This window comes from Vibrio sp. S9_S30 (genome assembly GCF_014694455.1).
GTDB lineage: Bacteria > Pseudomonadota > Gammaproteobacteria > Enterobacterales > Vibrionaceae > Vibrio.
On the sequence record NZ_JAAUWT010000012.1, the window covers coordinates 14,875 to 34,120 of the forward strand.

The 19,246-nt window shown below is 47.5% G+C and carries 14 protein-coding genes; 6 read left to right on the forward strand and 8 right to left on the reverse strand.

Annotated features, from left to right (window positions below):
* Window positions 1-20 precede the first annotated feature (20 nt).
* From HC752_RS14920 to iolD, 6 genes are read right to left on the reverse strand one after another with little or no spacing between them, the layout of a single operon-like run.
* Entirely contained in the window at window positions 21-1,187 is a 1,167-nt protein-coding gene (locus tag HC752_RS14920; RefSeq protein WP_238930529.1) for a Gfo/Idh/MocA family protein, read from the reverse strand.
* 7 nt (window positions 1,188-1,194) lie between these two features.
* Window positions 1,195-2,025 (reverse strand): class II fructose-bisphosphate aldolase, encoded by an 831-nt coding sequence (locus HC752_RS14925; protein ID WP_190335972.1) that lies wholly within the window; start codon window positions 2,023-2,025, stop codon window positions 1,195-1,197.
* A gap of 16 nt (window positions 2,026-2,041) precedes the next feature.
* Window positions 2,042-2,899, reverse strand: a complete 858-nt coding sequence (locus HC752_RS14930; protein ID WP_190335973.1) for a 5-deoxy-glucuronate isomerase — start codon at window positions 2,897-2,899, stop codon at window positions 2,042-2,044.
* Window positions 2,892-3,983 (reverse strand): 5-dehydro-2-deoxygluconokinase, encoded by a 1,092-nt coding sequence (iolC, locus tag HC752_RS14935; protein WP_190335974.1) that lies wholly within the window; start codon window positions 3,981-3,983, stop codon window positions 2,892-2,894. Before iolC ends, HC752_RS14930 begins: the two co-directional genes overlap by 8 nt.
* Window positions 3,973-5,154: a Gfo/Idh/MocA family protein gene (locus HC752_RS14940; RefSeq protein ID WP_190335975.1), complete on the reverse strand. Its 1,182-nt coding sequence runs from the start codon at window positions 5,152-5,154 to the stop codon at window positions 3,973-3,975. The genes iolC and HC752_RS14940 overlap by 11 nt, the downstream gene beginning before the upstream one ends.
* 10 nt (window positions 5,155-5,164) lie before the next feature.
* Window positions 5,165-7,021, reverse strand: coding sequence for a 3D-(3,5/4)-trihydroxycyclohexane-1,2-dione acylhydrolase (decyclizing) (gene iolD / locus HC752_RS14945; RefSeq protein ID WP_190335976.1), 1,857 nt, complete (start codon window positions 7,019-7,021; stop codon window positions 5,165-5,167).
* A 237-nt stretch (window positions 7,022-7,258) separates the two neighbouring features.
* Between iolD and HC752_RS14950 the strand changes: the two genes are divergently transcribed.
* The 5 genes from HC752_RS14950 (at window position 7,259) to HC752_RS14970 (ending at window position 12,748) form a co-directional block, all read left to right on the forward strand.
* Window positions 7,259-8,149, forward strand: coding sequence for a TIM barrel protein (locus HC752_RS14950; protein WP_190335977.1), 891 nt, complete (start codon window positions 7,259-7,261; stop codon window positions 8,147-8,149).
* Window positions 8,150-8,210: 61 nt separating this feature from the next.
* The gene (locus HC752_RS14955) at window positions 8,211-9,341 is read left to right on the forward strand and encodes an ABC transporter permease (RefSeq protein WP_190335978.1); all 1,131 of its coding nucleotides are present in this window, start codon (window positions 8,211-8,213) and stop codon (window positions 9,339-9,341) included.
* 21 nt (window positions 9,342-9,362) lie between these two features.
* Complete coding sequence (locus HC752_RS14960) at window positions 9,363-10,169, forward strand: ATP-binding cassette domain-containing protein (RefSeq protein WP_190335979.1); 807 nt, start codon at window positions 9,363-9,365, stop codon at window positions 10,167-10,169.
* A gap of 84 nt (window positions 10,170-10,253) precedes the next feature.
* A complete protein-coding gene (locus HC752_RS14965; RefSeq protein WP_238930530.1) occupies window positions 10,254-11,234 on the forward strand; it encodes a sugar ABC transporter substrate-binding protein in 981 nt (326 codons plus the stop codon).
* A gap of 479 nt (window positions 11,235-11,713) precedes the next feature.
* Complete coding sequence (locus HC752_RS14970) at window positions 11,714-12,748, forward strand: LacI family DNA-binding transcriptional regulator (RefSeq protein ID WP_190335980.1); 1,035 nt, start codon at window positions 11,714-11,716, stop codon at window positions 12,746-12,748.
* Window positions 12,749-12,938: 190 nt separating this feature from the next.
* Here HC752_RS14970 and HC752_RS14975 read toward each other — a convergent pair whose 3' ends face one another.
* Window positions 12,939-14,450, reverse strand: a complete 1,512-nt coding sequence (locus HC752_RS14975) for a CoA-acylating methylmalonate-semialdehyde dehydrogenase (RefSeq protein ID WP_190335981.1) — start codon at window positions 14,448-14,450, stop codon at window positions 12,939-12,941.
* A 29-nt stretch (window positions 14,451-14,479) separates the two neighbouring features.
* Window positions 14,480-16,423, reverse strand: a complete 1,944-nt coding sequence (locus tag HC752_RS14980) for a bifunctional 5-dehydro-2-deoxygluconokinase/5-dehydro-2-deoxyphosphogluconate aldolase (RefSeq protein ID WP_190335982.1) — start codon at window positions 16,421-16,423, stop codon at window positions 14,480-14,482.
* A gap of 626 nt (window positions 16,424-17,049) precedes the next feature.
* On the opposite strand from HC752_RS14980, the gene HC752_RS14985 reads away from it, so the two are divergent.
* The gene (locus tag HC752_RS14985) at window positions 17,050-19,170 is read left to right on the forward strand and encodes a methyl-accepting chemotaxis protein (RefSeq protein ID WP_190335983.1); all 2,121 of its coding nucleotides are present in this window, start codon (window positions 17,050-17,052) and stop codon (window positions 19,168-19,170) included.
* Window positions 19,171-19,246: the final 76 nt, after the last annotated feature.

The window sequence follows — 19,246 nt, forward strand, 5'->3', positions numbered from 1 at the left end:
TTTCTTAATTCTGTAGGCTGTCAGAGCAACCCTAACGTGACCCATTGGCTGTTTGCGTCTCTTGATTGCAATGCCGAAAACACAAACGCCATGCCTTCCGCGCCTTCTTCCACCGTAGGATACTCAAGGCTCATTGGGTTGGGATCTTCTCCTGACTCAATAGCCACAATGTGATGTGCCAAATCAAAATACAAATTCGCAAATGCTTCTCGGTAGCCTTCAGGATGACCGATGGCAACATGAGAAACCCTCTGTGCTTCAGGCAATAGCCCTGTTCCACCTTTGGTTAACACATACGCAGGTGCATCTAACGGTCTAACCAGTAATTCATTGGGCTGTTCTTGGTTCCACTCTATGCCTCCTTTTGTGCCATAAATTTTGAAACTCAAACCATGCACACCGCCTGCTGCGGCTTGGGTGACAAATAACTGCCCCCGAGCTTGATTTGAATATCGTAATTGAACTCCGCAATAATCGTCGGCTTGACGCCCATCGACCAAAGCGGTGACGTCGGCACTGACTTGCTCAGGGAGCATTCCGGAGACGTAACTCAGCAAGTGGTAACTGTGGGTAGCGATGTCACCGAGTATCAACGAAGGACCCGCTAGCTCAGGTTTCATGTGCCAGTTGGAGCCATCGAGTTCACTGGGTGTCAGCTCCGCCAAATGCCCTTGGATATAGTGACTTTGCAGCATTTTTATGTCGCCGAGCATGCCATTTTTTATCATGGCTCGGGCTTGACGAACCATCGGATAGCCAGTGTAGCCATAGGCAACGCAATAGCATTTCTTGCTTTGTTTGGCTTTGAGGATAAGGGCTTTCGCTTCTTCTTCAGTCATTGTGAGCGGCTTTTCACACATGACGTGAAAACCCATTTCTAACGCTCTTAAAGACAAGGTGTAATGGGTGTTATTGGGTGTCATGATTGCAACAACGTCTGCACCATCTTTTCGGTCTTTTTCCTGAGAAAACAACGCATCAGCCGATTCATACCCTCGAATACCTAAAGATTTCGCGGCTTGCAATGAACGTTCAGGGCTGGAAGAGAGTACCCCTGCCACCACGTCAAATTCTTCGTGCATTGTGGCAGCGCTTCGGTGAATAGACCCGATGAACGAATCGGGACCTCCGCCGATCACCGCGAGTCTTAATTTTCGACCTAGTTTCTGAATAGATAAGCTCATCATTTGTCCTTTAATCTGGTGCAAGTAGTGACAGTACACGCATCACTTCTTCTTGAAGTGTTGGCATGGAGGACAGGGCAAATCGACTTCTATCGAAATGCGGATCCTCTTCCATCAAAGTGCGGATTTGATTCCCCATCGCCATTCTAAGCGTGGTCCCTACGTTAAATTTTGCCACTTGTGTTCTTTTGAGTCGTTGGAGGTCAATGGGCTGAATGCCAGATGTACCATGAATAACCAAAGGTATTGGCATATCTTCTTCAATGACGCGCAAACGCTCAAAATCAATTGGGCTGTCTGCTTGCGTTTTTCGGTGTACGTTGCCTACCGATACCGCTAAGGCGTCGACACCGCTCTCTTTCGCATACTGCCAAGCTTCTTGCGGAGAGGTGAGAATGGATTGAATGTGCTCTCTCCCTTCTTCATAGGGGACAGAGCCTAATTCCCCTTCCAAAGAGACACCGAGTGAACGAGCCACTTGTGCCACTTGGTGAGTACGGGCCAAATTCTCTGAAAAAGGCAATTGCGACCCATCAAACATAACGGAGCTGAATCCCGCCTGCATCGCTTGATACACGATGGATTCTTCGTAGCAATGATCAAGATGAACAACAACAGGGACACAGCTCTTCTTCGCGATGGGAACCAACAAGCCCGCCATCACTTCTACACCAGCCAAATCCACCATGTCCTTATTAACGGCGAGGATCACTGGTCGATTGACGGCTTCTGCTCCCTGAACAATCGCTATTGCCTCTTCGATTCCGAAAACATTACAGCAAGCGATAGCACCTGAACTGTCGGCCGCTTGAGGCAGAATTTCATTGAGTGATACGAGCATTTTGTTTCCCCTACCTTTATTTGAATTTAGCGACCATGTCTTTAATGCCCGGAATGGTGTCTATTTGATATTCATGGTTGGGATCAAAAAACTGCACCAGCGATTTGTGGGTTTCGCCTACGATGATGGTGAAGTAGTACATTTCATACCCCGGCGCGGCAACACTAGGGTGATAGCCCTTATCTATCGCGATAACGCTACCCGTTTTAACGTGATAAACCGGTCCTTGATCGTCGTGATGTTCGTACAGAAATTGTGCGCCAAAGCCATGATCTGGGTTGAAGCGGAATTGGTAAACTTCTTCATACCGGCTTTCGGATGGCAGCCTATCTTCATCGTGTTTATGTGGCGGAAACCCTGACCAGCCTCCAGCACCAACGGTGAAGAGCTCACTCACTAATAATCGACCACGATGTTTGGCGTTCTTTTGCCCCAAAATGTGCTTAATTTTTCGGTGCGTTTTCGTGTCGTCACTTCCATACTGCACTTTGTCGACGTCATCGGGCGTGACAGCGAAAGGCGCGAGATCAGGGCGATCTTCATCCCCGTAATACCCACCGGCAATCAACACATCGGCAGATTCCGTAATGCAAGTGATGGTGGCTTTTGCACCAACGGGCACATAAACGGCGGAAGGGTCGCCTTCCCACACCGAATGTCGCTTTCCTATGCTTAGAAACGATGCCTCGTTTACTGAGATATCGCAGGTTCCTCCTGCTAACACCACCGCACTTTCGTAGTTCTCTAGGCTGTATTGGTAAGACTCACCCTGCTTCAACGAGACAGGATTGAAATAACATAAGGGTGTTGTGTCATCATCAATATCAATAATGGGTGCGTTTTTGTTATCAAACGGTGGAATATGTTTACCCACAATACGACTCCTTGTTGGTTTGCAGTGAAAACTGAGGGGAAAAAAGATGGTTTTGTGATTGCATGAATGTAAGCAAATCGGGTAGCGTCGACATGGCATCGGAGCAGGTATTTCCGCTCACATTAATGGCGGCGTTTGCACTGCCCATCGCGACGCAGTCTATTAGGGGTTGCCCTTTCAATAAGCCAAAGATCAGTGCCCCCGCAAACGCATCCCCAGCGCCATACGGTTTCTTTGCAACGACGTTAAATATGCCTTGGGTCGAACTGACCAAATTCTGGTTGCCATCTGTACCAAAGAGTTTGCATCCATGTTCGCCTGCTTTCGCCACCACCAATTCCGTTTGCTTGCATAAAAGCTGGGTAGCAATGCGTGCCATCTCTTCGCTGTCTTTGTGATGAAGACCATGACCTTGCATGACTTGAAATTCTTCTTCATTCCCGATGACGATGTCACTTATTGCGGCGGCTTTTTGGTAACAATCGGCTGCTTCCTCTGCGTTTTGCCACGAATAGGCTCGATAATCCAAATCAAGCACGACTTTGCAACCCTGTGTTTTCGCCGTTTCCATCGCTAGGTAGGTTGCTTCACGAGAAGGAGATTGGGACAACGCCGTGCCTGATACGATCAACGTTCGAATGATGGCAAAATCAATGGTATTGATGTGGTCTGAATTCAGTGCAAGGTCCGCAGCCAAGTTCCGATAGATAACCACTTCAGGTTGAGGAGCAAACTCCGCTAACGCAAGGCTGGTTCGATATTCGCCCTGAACAGTGAACAAATACGTTGTGCCGACGCTGTGTGCATCCAGTGTGTTTTTAACGTATCGCCCGACGCCATCTTCTGAAACACAACTTAACACCGACGCGTGTGCACCGAGTTTCGACAGTGCACAGGCAATGTTAGCAGGGGAGCCGCCTACGGCTTTATGGAATGTGGAGGTTGTAGCAATCGTTGCCCCAAAGTCATTGGAATAGAGATCCATTCCAGCTCGGCCAAGGCATAGCGCGTCGATGGGGCGATCACAATGATCACCCCAACCACGTAACCGTATGTCAGTTTGGGTGTGGGCATTATTTGTCATGACACGTTACCCATACCGCGCCTTTATTGGCAGACTCCACACAGGACTCGACAAACTTGACACCACTGATCCCAGCATCAATATCTGGGTACCAATGAGTAGAAAGAAAGTCGGTGTCCTCTCGTTCGAAAGCGTCTATGGCTAAGGCGTAGCGATGGTACAGATTCGCCCAAGATTCAAAGAAGCCTTCACCATGGCCGCCCCCAATGCGTGAACTGTTAACGCCAGCGGCGTCGTTGTAAAGGTAGGGCATTCCGCGCTCCATGACTTGCGCAGGTTGCCCTTGAATCTCATACCGTAGCTGGTTTGGGTATTCATCCCACCATTCTATGCTGGCCTTTTCACCGACAATTCGTATTTTTTGCTGATGCATGGAGCCTGCGTTGATCGCACTTGCCCACATAGTGCCTGTCGCGCCATTATCGAAATGCATGATGACATGCGCGTTATCCTCAAGTGGCGCCCGTGATTCAATGAACGACTGACGGCTGCACAAAAGAGACGTTACCTTCAACCCCGTTATCAGCTCCGCCAAGTAAAAAACATGTGTGCCGCAGTCTCCAATAATGAAACTGGGCCCAGACACTTCGGGGTTCATACGCCATTTTGCCCCAGGGGCGTGTTTTTCCACTTCGACGTTGTGATAGCCATGGGCAAACTGCATTTGGATAACGCGAACGGCACCGATATCTCCTCTTTGCACCATTTCCCTTGCTTGCTGAACCATGACATGACCTGTGTAGCCGTACATAACAGCCAACATACGGTTCTTTTGGTGAGCGATAGATTTGAGTTCTTGCGCTTCACTGGCATGAAAAGTCACGGGTTTTTCACATATCACGTGCAACCCAGCTTCCAATGCCGCTTTTGCGATTTCATAGTGTGTCGCATTGGGTGTTGCGATGGAGACGGCTTGAATGCCATCTTTTCTTTGGGCTTCTTGCTCAAACATCACTCTGTAGTTGGCGTAGCATCGGTCTTTCTCTAAGCCAAGATTGCGACCAAAGTCAATGCAACGCTGGTGGTCGATATCCAAAGCCCCAGCGACAAATTGAAACAGACGATCTCTCGCTGCGGCTGCGCGATGTGAGTAGCCAATTTCACTGCCTTTCCCACCTCCGATGAGCCCCCAACGAATAGGTGCATCAAAGTGTTTTTCCTCATTAAACATCTGGCGACTCCTAAATGCCGCGACGTTGATGACGTCGACCTTTATCCCAAGTTGCTTTCGCTTTTATCACGTCTTCCCGATCCGTGACTTCAGGCAGCCCAACTTCCCACCACGCATCGACCGATGACCAAAGTGTTGGGTCAATATCAACCACAAGAACATAGGTTTGATTGGCTTCTTTTGCGCGGCTAAAAGCGGCTTCAAATCCGCCAAGGCTGTCGACTTTTTCTGCTATTGCCCCTAACCCTTGGGCATGTTTTACAAAATCCACTCTAGGAAGCGCGGCTTCTTCTCGGATCGACGTGCAGTCTTTCAGAAGATTGTTGAAGCTTTCGTTCCCTGTGTTGTTTTGAAGTTTGTTGATGACCGCAAATCCACCGTTATCACAGACAATCACGATCATTTTGTGACCCGTTAATACGGAGCTGTAAATGTCCGAATTGAGCATTAGGTAAGATCCATCCCCCACCAGAACAATGGCGTCACTGTTATCCAACGCCATTTTTGCCCCCCAGCCAGCAGCCACTTCATACCCCATACAGGAGAAGCCAAATTCGATATCCAGCTGACCCGGTTGGCTCGCTTGCCAATTCATATTGAGTTCGGCAGGCAACCCCCCCGCTGCGGTAATGATTCTGTCGTTAGGAGAAGCCAAACGATTCACCTTGCCGATAATCTGGGCATACGACGGCGTGTTCGTTTCAGTAGGCTGGGTGCGCTCAACAACAATATCCAACCATTTCTGTCTTTCTTGGTGAGCGAAAGCCGACCATGATTGATCGACTTTCCAGTGAGTTAGCATTGGGCTGAGTTGTTCAAGTGCCGCTTTAGCGTCAGACTGAATGGGGCACGAGAGGTGCTTAATGACGTCGAAACGGCACGTGTTAATACTGACCAGTTTCATGTCATCCCCACGAAAAACCGTCCACGATCCTGTCGTGAAATCTTGCAAACGGGTGCCAATGGCTAACACTAAATCGGCTTGTTCGGCAATGTTGTTCGCACTGTCAGAACCGGTGGAACCAATTGGCCCGCAATTTAGAGGGTGTGACGCGGGTAAAAGCGTTCGACCCGCGATGGTTTCAACCACAGGGATACCGTATTTTTCTGCAAACTCTTGAAGTTGAGGTTGGGCATCGCTGTAAAAAACGCCCCCTCCAGCCACAATGACGGGACGTTTGCTTTGTTGAATAAGTGTTGCGGCGGCTTCCAAATCCTCGAATTCCGGTTGAGGGCGTCGGATGCGGTGTACTTTCTTTTCAAAAAAGACCGATGGGAAATCCCACGCATCTCCTTGCGTGTCTTGTGGCAGAGCCAAAAAGACAGGGCCACAGTCACCAGGATCCAGCAACGTCGCCACGGCTTGTGGTAAAGACGCCACCAATTGTGCGGGGCTGGTAATGCGATCCCAGTAACGGGTCACGGGTTTGAAGGCATCGTTTGCCGTGAGTGTTGGATTGTTGAAGTGCTCTGTTTGCTGCAACACCGGATCAGGCAAGCGTGAGTTAAAGGTGTCACCAGATAAAAGCAGTAGTGGAAGCCGATTGGTATGAGCCACACCGGCTGCGGTGATCATATTGGTTGCTCCGGGACCAACGGAAGATGTTGCAATACCGATGCGTCGCCTCTTATTCGCTCGCGCATACGCAATCGCAGCGAGCGCCATCGATTGTTCGTTTTGTCCGCGCCAAGTCGGGAAGACACTTTGATTTTCTAATAACTGCTGCCCTAAACACGTTACGTTTCCGTGTCCAAAAATGGCAAATGCGCATCCAAATAGGGTTTCTTCCTTGCCGTCAATGTCTATGTATTGAGCCGCTAAATAGCGCACCAGCGCTTGAGCTGTTGTGAGCTTTACCGTTGTCATTTGTACACTCCTTGTCTACTCACGATTTGAATGGATTAAATAATAACCCTCCTCTGAAAATGTTTTCAATGTGTTTGTTGATAATTTAATCATAATGAGATTGAATTGGTCAAAAATGAGATCTAATCGCCAATTTATGATCATTTATTACTCATTGCGTGTTGACACAATGAAAACATTTCCATTACCGTAGGTTGGATGTTAATTAATTGTGAACTTTTCGTGGAGAGTGAAACCGTGGAATTGAAACTTGCAAATGCCCCGTGCTCATGGGGGATAGAATTTCCAGATAACCCTGATAATCCGTCATGGCAAACGGTTTTGAATGAGATCAGTTCATCGGGCTACAAAGCGACGGAACTTGGTCCTTTAGGCTACTTACCACAAGACAGGGATAGGCTAGGGAAAGAATTATCGAGTAGAGGGCTCGAATTGATTGCCGGTACGTTATTCGTCCATCTCCATAGAGTGGAAGATCGCCCAATAATTCTGGAAAAAACCAAAACGGTTTGCCAAATATTGCAGGATCAAAACGCGAAATATTTGGTCATTATTGATCACGTTTCTTCCCCTCGGACTGACCAAGCAGGTCAAGTAGAAACCGCGACCCGCCTTTCCGACGAAAGCTGGCATCACATGATGAATACGTTGACAGAAGTTGGGCGAATTTGCACAGAGTTTGGCATTGTGCCTACCTTGCATGCTCATGCTGGCACCTTTATTGAGTATCGGGATGAGCTCGATCGGGCAATGAAAGACTTGCCACCAGAAATCATGTCGCTTTGCGTTGATACGGGTCACTGTGTCTACGCTGGAATGGACCCATGCGATGTGCTTGTTACCTATAAAGATCGGGTGAAATATCTGCATTTTAAAGACATAAATCCCGACGTTCACGAAATGTCTGTCGCTAATGGCGTCGATTTTTACAAAGCCATTGGCAACAATATTTTCTGCCCGTTAGGTGAAGGTTGTGTCGATTTTGACAAAGTGAAACAGACGCTCATTGACATTGATTTCAAGGGATGGGTCACCGTTGAGCAAGATACGGATCCGAGTGTAAAGAGTGATGCCAGAACCGACGCGGAAAGAAGCCGAGTGTTCATTGAACAAACCATTTTATCCTGAACGCTCCTACGCTAGGTAAGCCGCACAACGGGTAAATGCGCGAAACAAAAAGTGGAGAATTATGATGACAGGGAAAGTGTCTGTGGAAGCAACGTTAGCTGCTTCGAGCAATGATGAACGAGTTCGTAAGGTTTCGGTGCTAAAGCGACTGCTCTCGAGACCAGAATTAGGCTCGGTGTCTGGGACAATATTGGTGTTTTTGTTTTTTGCCATCGTGGCATGGGACTCAGGCATGTTTAATGCCGATGGCATTATGAACTGGACAACCGTATCGGCGCAGCTAGGGATTATCGCGGTTGGTGCTTGCTTGCTGATGATTGCGGGCGAGTTTGACTTATCCATTGGCTCAATGATTGGCTTTGCCGGAATGATGATAGCCATCCCCTCGGTTTATTGGGGATGGCCGGTATGGTTAGCCATTCTCTTTGCCTTCGTAGGTGCCATGGCGATTGGTTTTATCAATGGGTACATCGTTGTCAAAACCGGATTGCCTTCTTTTATTGTTTCGTTGGCTTTCCTCTTTATTTTGCGTGGCTTAACCATTGCACTGTCCATCATGCTGACCAATAAAACCATTCTTTCGGGCGTTTCTGAAGTGGCGGAAGGCGATATTCTCGCCGCCGCCTTCGGGGGAGAGATCGGCATGGGGTTTTTCCAATGGCTCGCGAATGTTGGTTGGCTTGAAACTTATAGCGATGGATCACCTATTGTGAGTGGCATACCAATGGTTGTGATCTGGTGGTTCATCATTACCGCGGTGTGTTCGTTCGTGTTGTTGAGAACCAAGTTTGGCAACTGGATCTTTGCCGCGGGTGGTGATGCCAATGCGGCAAAAAATGTGGGTGTCCCGACCGAGAAAGTGAAGATTTCGCTGTTTATGTTTACTGCGTTCTGCGCAACGGTTTTTGCAGCGTGTCAGGTGTTGGAGTTCGGCTCAGCCGCGGCCGACCGTGGGCTGTTAAAAGAATTCGAAGCCATTATAGCGGCCGTAATCGGTGGTGCCTTGCTCACTGGGGGATATGGTTCGGTGATTGGCGCGTTCTTTGGTGCACTGATATTTGGTGTGGTGCAAATGGGGATCTTTTTCACTGGTGTGGATTCTGATTGGTTTCGAGTATTCCTAGGTGTGATGCTATTGATTGCCGTTCTTTTCAATAACTTTATTCGCAAGAAAGTCACCAGCGCGCGTTAATACGTTTTCAAGGAGCAATTTATGAATAGGTACATTCTCGAACTTAAAAACGTCAGTCGCTACTTTGGATCGGTGATTGCATTAAAAGATATTGATATGAAAGTGAAAATGGGCGAAGTCCACTGTCTTTTAGGCGATAACGGAGCAGGCAAATCGACCCTAATCAAAACGTTGGCAGGTGTGCACAAACCGTCAGAAGGTGAGTTCTTGATGAACGGTTCGCCAGTGCTATTTGACTCACCGCGTGATGCGCTGGATGCGGGCATCGCCACCGTATACCAAGATTTGGCGTTGGTGCCTTTGATGAGTGTGACTCGAAACTTTTTTATGGGCCGAGAACTGACTAAGAAATGGGGTCCGTTTGACATATTTGACATCAAGCGAGCAAATGAAATCGCCCGCGAAGGTTTGGCTGATATGGGGATAGACGTACGAGATCCCGAGCACCCGATTGGTACGATGTCGGGCGGTGAAAGACAATGTTTGGCCATTGCTCGCGCGATTCACTTCGGTGCAAAAGTATTGATTCTGGATGAACCAACGGCGGCATTGGGCGTTAAACAATCTGCAAATGTGCTTAAAGTCGTCGCAAGAGCGCGAGGGAAGGGGTTAGCCGTGATACTAATCACACATAACGTTCACCATGCTTACCCCGTGGCGGATCGATTTACCCTGCTGAATCGAGGAAAAAGTTTAGGTTCATGGAAAAAAGATGACGTTTCTCGTGAGGAGATTCTGGAAATGATGTCAGGTGGCGAAGAGTTAGAAACGTTGGAGGCGGAATTGGCCGAATTTGCACGAGCAGATGCCGTGTCGAGTGTGGGCTAGGCAGCACATTCTGCCGCCAAGAAAACAGTAGAAGTGAAAAACTGGATGACTTTCACTTCATTCACAACATAGGGAGATATCCGGATGAACAACCTATTGAGCAATAGCCTATTGAGCAATATCGCGAAAAAGGCATCTGTATTGGCGTTAGCCATTTGCGGAAGTGCGCTAGCATTTATGCCTTCAACTGCTTCAGCGGAAGAGCGTTTTGTTTTAGTTAGCCACGCCCCTGATTCTGATTCGTGGTGGAACACGATTAAGACCGCCATCAAAGATGCGGGGGAAAACATGGGGGTGTCGGTTGAATATCGCAACCCGCCAACTGGCGATTTGGCCGACATGGCCCGAATCATTGAGCAAGCAGTAGCGTCAAACCCACAAGGGATCATTACCACACTTGCCGACTACGATGTACTAAAAGGTCCATTAGAGAAAGCAAAGAAAAAGGGCATCCCAGTGGTCACGATTAACTCTGGTACAAAAGAGCAAAGTGAAAGTGTGGGAGCCCTTTTGCATGTTGGTCAACCAGAATACGATGCAGGGTTTGGAGCGGGTAAGCGTGCGAAAGCCGATGGCATTACATCGTTCCTATGTGTTAACCACTACATCACTAACCCAGCTTCTGTTGAGCGTTGCCAAGGTTTTGCCGATGCGCTGGGTGTCGATTTGAATGGGAAAATGATTGATTCTGGGCAGGATCCAACGGGTATTGAGAAGAAAGTACTAGCGTATATGCGCAAAAGCCCAAATACAGAAGCTATCCTGACTTTGGGACCCACATCGGCACACCCAACGCTTCGTGCGTTAGAGAAAAACCGCCAGTTGGGCAAAGTCTACTTCGGGACTTTCGATTTAAGCAACGAAATTGCCCAAGGGATTAAAGAGGGCAATATTAAATGGGCAATCGATCAGCAACCCTATCTTCAAGGTTATTTACCTGTGATGGTATTGACCCTATTTAATCGCTATGGTGTTTTACCTTCAAATCACATCAACTCAGGACCAGGTTTCGTCACCAAAGATAACTTGGCGCTTGTTGAAAAATTGGCGGGTGAATACCGATAAGGCAATCGCCACTTCTTTTGGCAACAGCAAACATGCGGCTAAGGGGAGTGGCGGGTTTTCAATAACCTGAACTTAAGAGATTACTCAATCCTTTACAGTACATACATAATGTTAAAGCGGAGGGGTTGAATAAGGCATGTCCTCGGTTCCGATTGAATGCAGAAAAGGTGACATACTCAAGGTTTAGGCTCACAGGGTGTCTGTTCGGTAGGAAACAGGATGCGCTAGATGTGGCTGTTTTAGGGAGCAGTTGCATGGGTCGGAATGAATAGCGGATCATTACATCCGCTTTGTGAGCCATTTTAAATAAAGTCGCAAAGAAAAAGTCGAGCAAAAGATTTTGAAAACATTTTCAGTTAGACTCCCATGTCAAGATGTCACAAGGTAACAGTTCATCTAAATATCATACTGTTTCTGTGATTTCGTAATAAAACAGAACCGCAACTCCAATGCATGCATCAGAAAATATGGACGTTTAAATGGACGAGAGCGAGAACCACAAAAAGGTAGAGTCAAAAGTACGTAAAGTCACGGTTGTGCATGTCGCTGAGCGTGCTGGCGTTTCTTTGTCGGCCGTTTCAAGAGCCTTTAACCCTGAAGCCAGTATTTCTTCAAAACTGAGAAATAAAGTCATGGCCGCAGCAGCAGAATTGAATTACAAGCCGAATCGGCTTGCCAGAGGCATTAAATCTCGCTCCAGTTTGATTGGTATTCTCGTGACCGATTTCAACAACCCATTTTATTTACCCGTCCTTTCTCAATTTGCGGAAGAAATTCAGAAAAGAAATTGCCATAGCTTGCTGATCAAAGTGACCGATGAAATGGACATTAAAGAAGCGGTGGAATTGGTGATGGAATACAACGTAGACGGGTTGATCATCACATCCGCGTCATTACCCGAAGCATTGTCGGATGCGTGTAAGGCACAAAAAACACCCGTTGTTATTTTCGGGCGAAACTCTGATGAGAACAGCGTTACTGTTGTCAGCTGTGACAACTTAGAAGCGGGCGGTATGGCTGCAGATATGATTTTGGACGCGGGATACCGCCGACCTGCGTTTGTTACCGGCCCTGTCGGGACATCGGCGACGGTCGAGCGTCAACGTGGGTTTCTAAGTAAGCTGATCTTACGTGGGTGCGATAAATGGCAGATCGTTGAAGGTGGTGAATTCAGTTACGATTCGGGCTACGACGCGACTGTTCGTATTTTTAATTCGAGTGAAAAACCGGATGCGCTGTTTTACGCTGACGACATTATGGCGTGCGGCGGCATGGATGCCATTCGTTACGAATTTGGATTAAGAGTGCCAGAGGATGTGGGCATTGTTGGTGTGGATGACATTAGGCTGGCGAAAAGCCGCGCCTACAATCTCGCGACCATAAGACAACCCTTCGAAGAAATGATCGATAGAACGATAAGTACGTTATTCGAGCATATCGCAGATTCAGAGTTACCCCCTCAATCGATTACCTTGCCTTGTGAACCGGTTATTCGAGGTTCGATTAAGAAATAAGACCGCTCGGTTTCTTACCTTCTTCACGCTGCCACTCCTTCTTGATTCTTCATTAACACAATATTGAGTTAAAGGAATTAAAGGAATTAAAGGAAGCAAAACCTGCCATTTCCTATGGTGATGCAAAGGAGGGAAAGTGAGGTGCTCTACGCCACAATCATGGGGGAGAAAGCAGCGCAGAGCGAAATGGCTAATCCATTGTTGGCATAACGAAGTCGCTTTTGTGTTTTTCGAGTCGTACGCTTGTCGGCCAGCGAGTGGTGACGGTTTTCATTCTGGTGTAGAAACGCACGCCATCATTACCGTGCACGTTCAACGGTCCAAAAATGGAGCGCTTCCATCCACCAAAGCTGTGAAAAGCCATAGGGACAGGAATGGGGACGTTTATGCCAACCATACCGGCCAAGACATCTTCACTGAATTGCCTAGCGGTTTCACCATCGCGGGTAAAGATAGCTGTGCCATTCCCATATTCATGAGCATTGATGAGCTCAAGTGCCGTTTGGTAATCCGGTACTCGGACGACAGACAGTACGGGGCCAAAAATTTCTTCCTGATAAATCGTCATGTCTGGCTTAACATGGTCGAACAGCGTTGGACCGACAAAAAAGCCGTTTTCATGCCCTTCAATTTTGCAGCTTCTTCCATCCACTTTGAGTTCCGCTCCCTGCGCTTCACCGGAATCGATGTAATCTAGAATTTTTTGTCGATGTTCGGCAGAGATGACTGGCCCCATGTCGTTCTCCGGACCGTCGGTCAATCCTGGTCCTACTTTCATTGCGCCTATTTTTTCTGAGAGCCCTTCAACAAGCGTATCTGCCGTATTGTCACCAACCGCGACAACGACGGAAAGCGCCATGCAACGTTCACCTGCTGCCCCAAATCCAGCGCCAAGAATGGCACCCGTCGCCATCTCCATATCGGCATCGGGCATCAGGATACAGTGATTTTTTGCCCCACCAAGTGCTTGGCATCGCTTACCATGCGCCGATGCCGTCGAGTAAATGTATTCTGCGATAGGGGTCGAACCCACAAAGCTCACGGCTTGAACCGTTGGATGGGTAAGCAAAACATCAACGGCTTCTTTATCGCCATGGACCACATTGAATACGCCATCTGGGAGCCCAGCTTGTTTCAGCAATTCTGCCAGCAGTAATGAGAGAGAAGGATCTTTTTCTGAAGGTTTCAATACAAATGTATTGCCTGTCGCGATGGCGATGGGGAACATCCACATCGGCACCATGGCAGGGAAGTTAAACGGGGTGATGCCCGCACAAACGCCCAATGGTTGCATGATAGAGTGGCTATCCACACCACTGCCGACATTGGCAGAGCTTTCACCTTTTTGGAGGTGCGGGATACCACAGGCAAATTCCACCACTTCCAAACCTCGTGTTAGTTCCCCCATGGCATCGGAAAATACTTTTCCATGCTCATTGGATATCCATTCCGCGAGTATTGTGCTGTTCTCTTCAAGTAAGGCTTTAAAGTTAAACATGATACGAGCCCGACGAAGCGACGGCGTTTTCGACCACGCAGGAAAGGCTTGGGCGGCAGCATGAATCGCGTCTTCGACTTCCGAGGCGAGGCTAAGGGCGACCTGCTTAGTTTGTTGCCCAGTTGCAGGGTTAAACACTTTGCCAAAGCGAGCCGATTGACTTTCTATACGCTGCCCGTTGATAAAATTGGTAATGGTTTCCATTGTTTTCTCCTGATAGGTTAGGGCATCAGTTAGGCATGTCGCTGTTGCCAAACGGATATCAGCTGGTGGTAATTGCTTTTCACCTTCGAAATAAACGTTTCATCGTCTATTTCGTGTTTCAGCCACTGTTTCGCTGGTGTGCTAAAAATGGATCGACCGACGGCAAACCCTTGTACATTTTTGCTCTGAGTTGCGTCTTTGAACCCTTTTTTTAGCTGATCAAATGGCGCATCCAAACCGAGTAAGACGATGCCGCGACAATGAGGGTCATGCTGCTCGATCAGTTCATCAATCTGAATCCAGCCTTGTTTCTCCATGGATGGCAGTTTCCACCAATCGGGTTTGATTCCTAACTTATACAGTTGTGAAAGTGCGGATGCGTAAAGCAACGATGCTTCTTTCGGTGAGCAAGGGGCTGAGTCCTTGGGTAAGATGATCTCCAATAGCAGTTCATGCCCGCTTTGGCAGCACGCTTTGTAAACTTCTTGTAGATCTTTCTGCTGCTGAAGTTTGAGAGACTCTTCGTCGTTTGGATGATAGAAGACCAAGCATTTGACAATGTGCTCTTGTGGCCAAGTCACCAGTTGGCTACCAATATTGCCATGCTCTAGCTGCAGAGGTCGTGAGGAAGGCAGCTCGATTGGACGGCCAATCCAAACCATCGGATCATTCTTTTCTTTTATCCCTGTCGCCTGATTCAGAATATGTTGGCCAAATGTGCTGTCACAGAGAATACCGGATTTGCCTTGCAACCCAGCTTCGACGGAAGCTTGGCGGTAAGCCTCCCAAATCAACGACTTAATGTAAGGAATGACATCAAGCTCTCGGTTTGCATCCCGAGCCATATCGGCAAATTGGGTGCGGTGATCAAACGCGAGAATGCAGATATCCTGCCATTCCTTGGTGCGTTTGGTTACGCGGTGAAGGTGATTGAGCTCCTCGCTCACATCAGGGCGAGGAATGTCAGCAGAGTGCGCAATGTAATAGTCAAGTTCGGCTTTGGTTGGCATCGCTGGTGCACAGCCGTGGCGAGACACGACCAAAGCGCCACAGGCGTTCGCATAGGTACAGCTTTGCTCCCACGATTCGCCATTCAAGTAGCCACGGAGCAACCCCGACATAAAAGCATCCCCAGCTCCGAGTACGTTGAGTACGTTCACTCTTACGCCTTTGATGGTTATGCCTTCATCTAAGGTATCCGGGATGTCTGTGGTAAAGACACTGCAACCGATAGGACCGCGCTTACAAACCAATTCCGCTTTAGAGAAATGTCGAATGCGTTTTAATGCTTTTACGGTATCAATTGAACCACCTGCGATATGGAATTCTTCTTCTGTTCCAACAATCAAATCAAAGTAGTGCAATACATCCTGAAGTGACTGGGTTACGCTATCCGATTCGATGAATCGAGTTTCACCATCACCTAAAGACGTCAGCCCCCAAAGGACAGGGCGATAGTCGATATCCAATGCGGTTTTCACGCCGTGCTTTCGAGCGTAAGCTAAGGCAGTCAGGATGGCTGCACGGGATTTAGGGTTTGAAAGGTGGGTACCGGTAATGGCCAAGCAGCGTGATGAGGCGATATAACTTTCCGACACATCTTCGGGTGTAATGGCCATGTCTGCACAGTTATCACGGTAAAAAATGAGAGGGAAGGTGTCTTGGTCTTTTATGCCAAGTAAAACCAGTGCGGTTAATCTGTCTTTGTCTGTCATTAAGTGGGACACATCCACACCAGCGCGAATCAATTCTTCTCGAATAAACCGACCCATGTGCTCATCGCCAACTCGCGCCAACATACCAGATCTTAACCCCTGAATTGCCGTGCCATAGGCGACATTTCCCGAAGAACCGCCTAAATATTTAGCGAACGTGGTCATGTCCTCCAAACGAGAGCCTATTTGATCACCGTATAAATCGACTGCCACTCTGCCCATACAGATAACATCGAGCCTCTTCTCCACTTCTTTCATTCCCTGCTCCTGATACTGAGAACCCGCTTTTTAACTCAAGATACTGATTTAACTCAAGATACTGATTTAACTCAAGATACTGATCAGTCTGTGACATTACTTAGGTACGGGCATTAAGCAATTCTTTGACTCAATCCGTTCATGCAATGTTGTATCAATAATCATAATGTTGCATCAACAATCATAATGAAACAAATATTTCGTTAAATCTACAGTTGAAATTTTTAAATCGCAAGCGGTTTATTCCTTTAAAACGCTTAAGAAGTGGGTTTTAAAGAGGCTCGCGACGGAATGGAATCCAAGAGAGATGGATGTCGCTTGAGAGAAACGGAAACTGGTGTAGTAGCGGAACTTGGCAGGGTGACTAAAGATGTACCCCAAGTGTCCGATAATTGATAATTTAGTAAATAAATAAAAAGAGTCAAAATAATGACACTGGTGTGTATGCCATACCTGTTGGTGTGTTGGGCAAAATTTGTCATTAGATTGACGAATCAGCATAAAAAACGCAGCCCGTAGTCGCTAGCAATTTCCATATCCTGTTGATAGATTGTAATTGTAAATAAATTGTTAACATTGATCTTATGTTGTTACAAATGTGGATTTGCAAAAGGAGGATGGGGAAAATGCGAACACTATCTGTTCATTTGAAAATCACTTTGCTGGCTGGGTTCTGCCTGCTCTTTACATCGGTGAGCTTGATAGGTTTTTCAATCTACAATGCTATGGGTAATCAGAAGATCGTTTTAGACCAAAGTTCCCAATCTGTTATTGATAAATCTCAACAAATTTTGGTTAATATGGCCAAACTGAACGCAGCAGAAGTTCAAACTTACCTTGATGAAGCCATTTACCGCGCTGAGATGCTAGGTGAGAGCGCGTTGTTTTTGCGGCGTAATGCGTTAGAAAACTTTACTCCTAGTGAAGAGTTGCGCGCCGCACTCAATGAAATGGTGAATAATACCGTTGAGCGTTTCCCTACCGTACGTGGTGCCTACCTTGTTTTTAACGAAGATGCGCTTGATGGCGAAGACAGCAATTATCACGGTGCGGATTATGTGGGGTCGAACGAAAAGGGGCGATTTGCCAGTTATTGGTCGATTTCTCCTGAGGATGCAACGCTTGTGTTTGGTCAGGTGCTTAAAGAAAGCACATTAATGGATCCCTCTCAAGCTGAGCGCTTTCTGTGCCCAATCAATTCCGGCCAGACCTGTGTTACCTCGCCACGCATGACCAAAAGCCAAGATGGGGATGTGCTGCAAACCTCACTGAACGTGCCACTCGTATTTGAAGAAGAAGTGATTGGCTTGCTTGGGGTTGAATTGTCTCTGAATGCGTTGATTGACACAGTGTTGGAGTCGGATCACGCGCTACTTTCTGGTAAGGGGCACATAACAATTTTGAGCCTAGATGGCAGTTTGATCGGGACTGATGACGCTGGTTCAAGATTGGGTGAGAAATATCAGAGTGATAGAATCAGTGCTTCTCAGCTAGAGGGTTTTCTGTTTTCAAATAAGGTACAGACTCAATGGAGTGCAGACAAACAATGGTTAACGGTGTTCTCTCCCGTGTCTGTGGCAAACCAAACTTGGGGCGTCATGATGGAGCTGCCCCGCGAGAGTGTGCTCGCCGATGCGACGAAGTTGGATTCCGTTATAACCGAACTGGTCAATGGCTCTATATCGACGGAATGGATGGTCGGTGTTGTGCTCGTGTTGTTAGGGCTAGCGTTGATCGCAGGTCTCTCTACTCGCTTAGTGAAGCCAATTCAGGAAGTGGTGGCAAGGTTGGACGACATTGCTTCAGGAGAAGGGGATTTAACACAAAGACTGGATGTTCAAACCCAAGATGAAATTGGTCAATTAGCTACTGGCTTCAACAAGTTCTTAGACAAGTTGCAAGTGATCATTAAAGAGGTGGTGGCAACGACACACGATATTTCTTCTACTTCCGAGCAATCGGGGCAAGCCGCATCGGTGACTCGCCAAAGCAGTGACGCGCAATTTAAAGAGGTCGATTTGGTGGCTACGGCATCGGAAGAAATGACGCAATCGGCAGATTTGGTGGTGAAAAATGCAGAGATAGCGGTACGAGTAGCTAACGAAGCCAATGTGTTTGTTGCACAAGGAAAGGAAGTGATTAGCGACTCTTCGAATGAAATGACTAGGTTGGTTGAGAAAATGACCAGTGCAGTGCCTGTGGTAGAAGATTTAGCGAAGAACAATGCGGCCATCACAGACATTCTTTCCGTGATTGAAGGTATTTCTGAACAGACTAATTTGTTGGCTTTAAATGCGGCAATAGAAGCGGCGCGTGCGGGAGAACAAGGGCGTGGTTTTGCGGTGGTGGCGGATGAAGTACGAAACTTGGCCTGTCGAACCCAAGATTCAGTAGGCGAAATTCGAGAAGTGATTGAAAAAGTGCAGGCGGGAACCAAGAATGTCGTGAGTGCGATTCAGGAAGGAAATGAATTGGCTGTACACACACACGGTCAGGTCGATAAAGCCGTACATGAGCTTAATGCAATTGATGAGTCCATTGTCGCAATCGTAGACATGAATTCTCAGATTGTGAAAGCGGCAGAGCAGCAGCAGTCGGTGTCTGGGGAAGTAAACCTAAACGTTTCTAATATTCGTGAGTTGAGTGCACAGATTCTCGAACAGGCGGAATCATCAGAAAGGATCAGCAAAGAAATCTCCTCAATCTCCTCTCGACAAAAAGATTTAGTTAATCAGTTTAAAGTATAAGTGCGCTAAACCGTTGTTAAGTAAAATGGGGCACCGCGCCAATGCCGTTCATTTAGGTGAGCGGCATTGTTTTTGT

Excerpts from the sequence above, each read along its gene's own strand:
- HC752_RS14920 (WP_238930529.1), bottom strand. The coding sequence starts at position 1,187 with ATGATGAGCTTATCTATTCAGAAACTAGGTCGAAAATTAAGACTCGCG.
- HC752_RS14925 (WP_190335972.1), bottom strand. The coding sequence starts at position 2,025 with ATGCTCGTATCACTCAATGAAATTCTGCCTCAAGCGGCCGACAGTTCA.
- iolC (WP_190335974.1), bottom strand. The coding sequence starts at position 3,983 with ATGACAAATAATGCCCACACCCAAACTGACATACGGTTACGTGGTTGG.
- HC752_RS14940 (WP_190335975.1), bottom strand. The coding sequence starts at position 5,154 with ATGTTTAATGAGGAAAAACACTTTGATGCACCTATTCGTTGGGGGCTC.
- iolD (WP_190335976.1), bottom strand. The coding sequence starts at position 7,021 with ATGACAACGGTAAAGCTCACAACAGCTCAAGCGCTGGTGCGCTATTTA.
- HC752_RS14955 (WP_190335978.1), top strand. The coding sequence starts at position 8,211 with ATGATGACAGGGAAAGTGTCTGTGGAAGCAACGTTAGCTGCTTCGAGC.
- HC752_RS14960 (WP_190335979.1), top strand. The coding sequence starts at position 9,363 with ATGAATAGGTACATTCTCGAACTTAAAAACGTCAGTCGCTACTTTGGA.
- HC752_RS14965 (WP_238930530.1), top strand. The coding sequence starts at position 10,254 with ATGAACAACCTATTGAGCAATAGCCTATTGAGCAATATCGCGAAAAAG.
- HC752_RS14970 (WP_190335980.1), top strand. The coding sequence starts at position 11,714 with ATGGACGAGAGCGAGAACCACAAAAAGGTAGAGTCAAAAGTACGTAAA.
- HC752_RS14975 (WP_190335981.1), bottom strand. The coding sequence starts at position 14,450 with ATGGAAACCATTACCAATTTTATCAACGGGCAGCGTATAGAAAGTCAA.
- HC752_RS14980 (WP_190335982.1), bottom strand. The coding sequence starts at position 16,423 with ATGAAAGAAGTGGAGAAGAGGCTCGATGTTATCTGTATGGGCAGAGTG.
- HC752_RS14985 (WP_190335983.1), top strand. The coding sequence starts at position 17,050 with ATGCGAACACTATCTGTTCATTTGAAAATCACTTTGCTGGCTGGGTTC.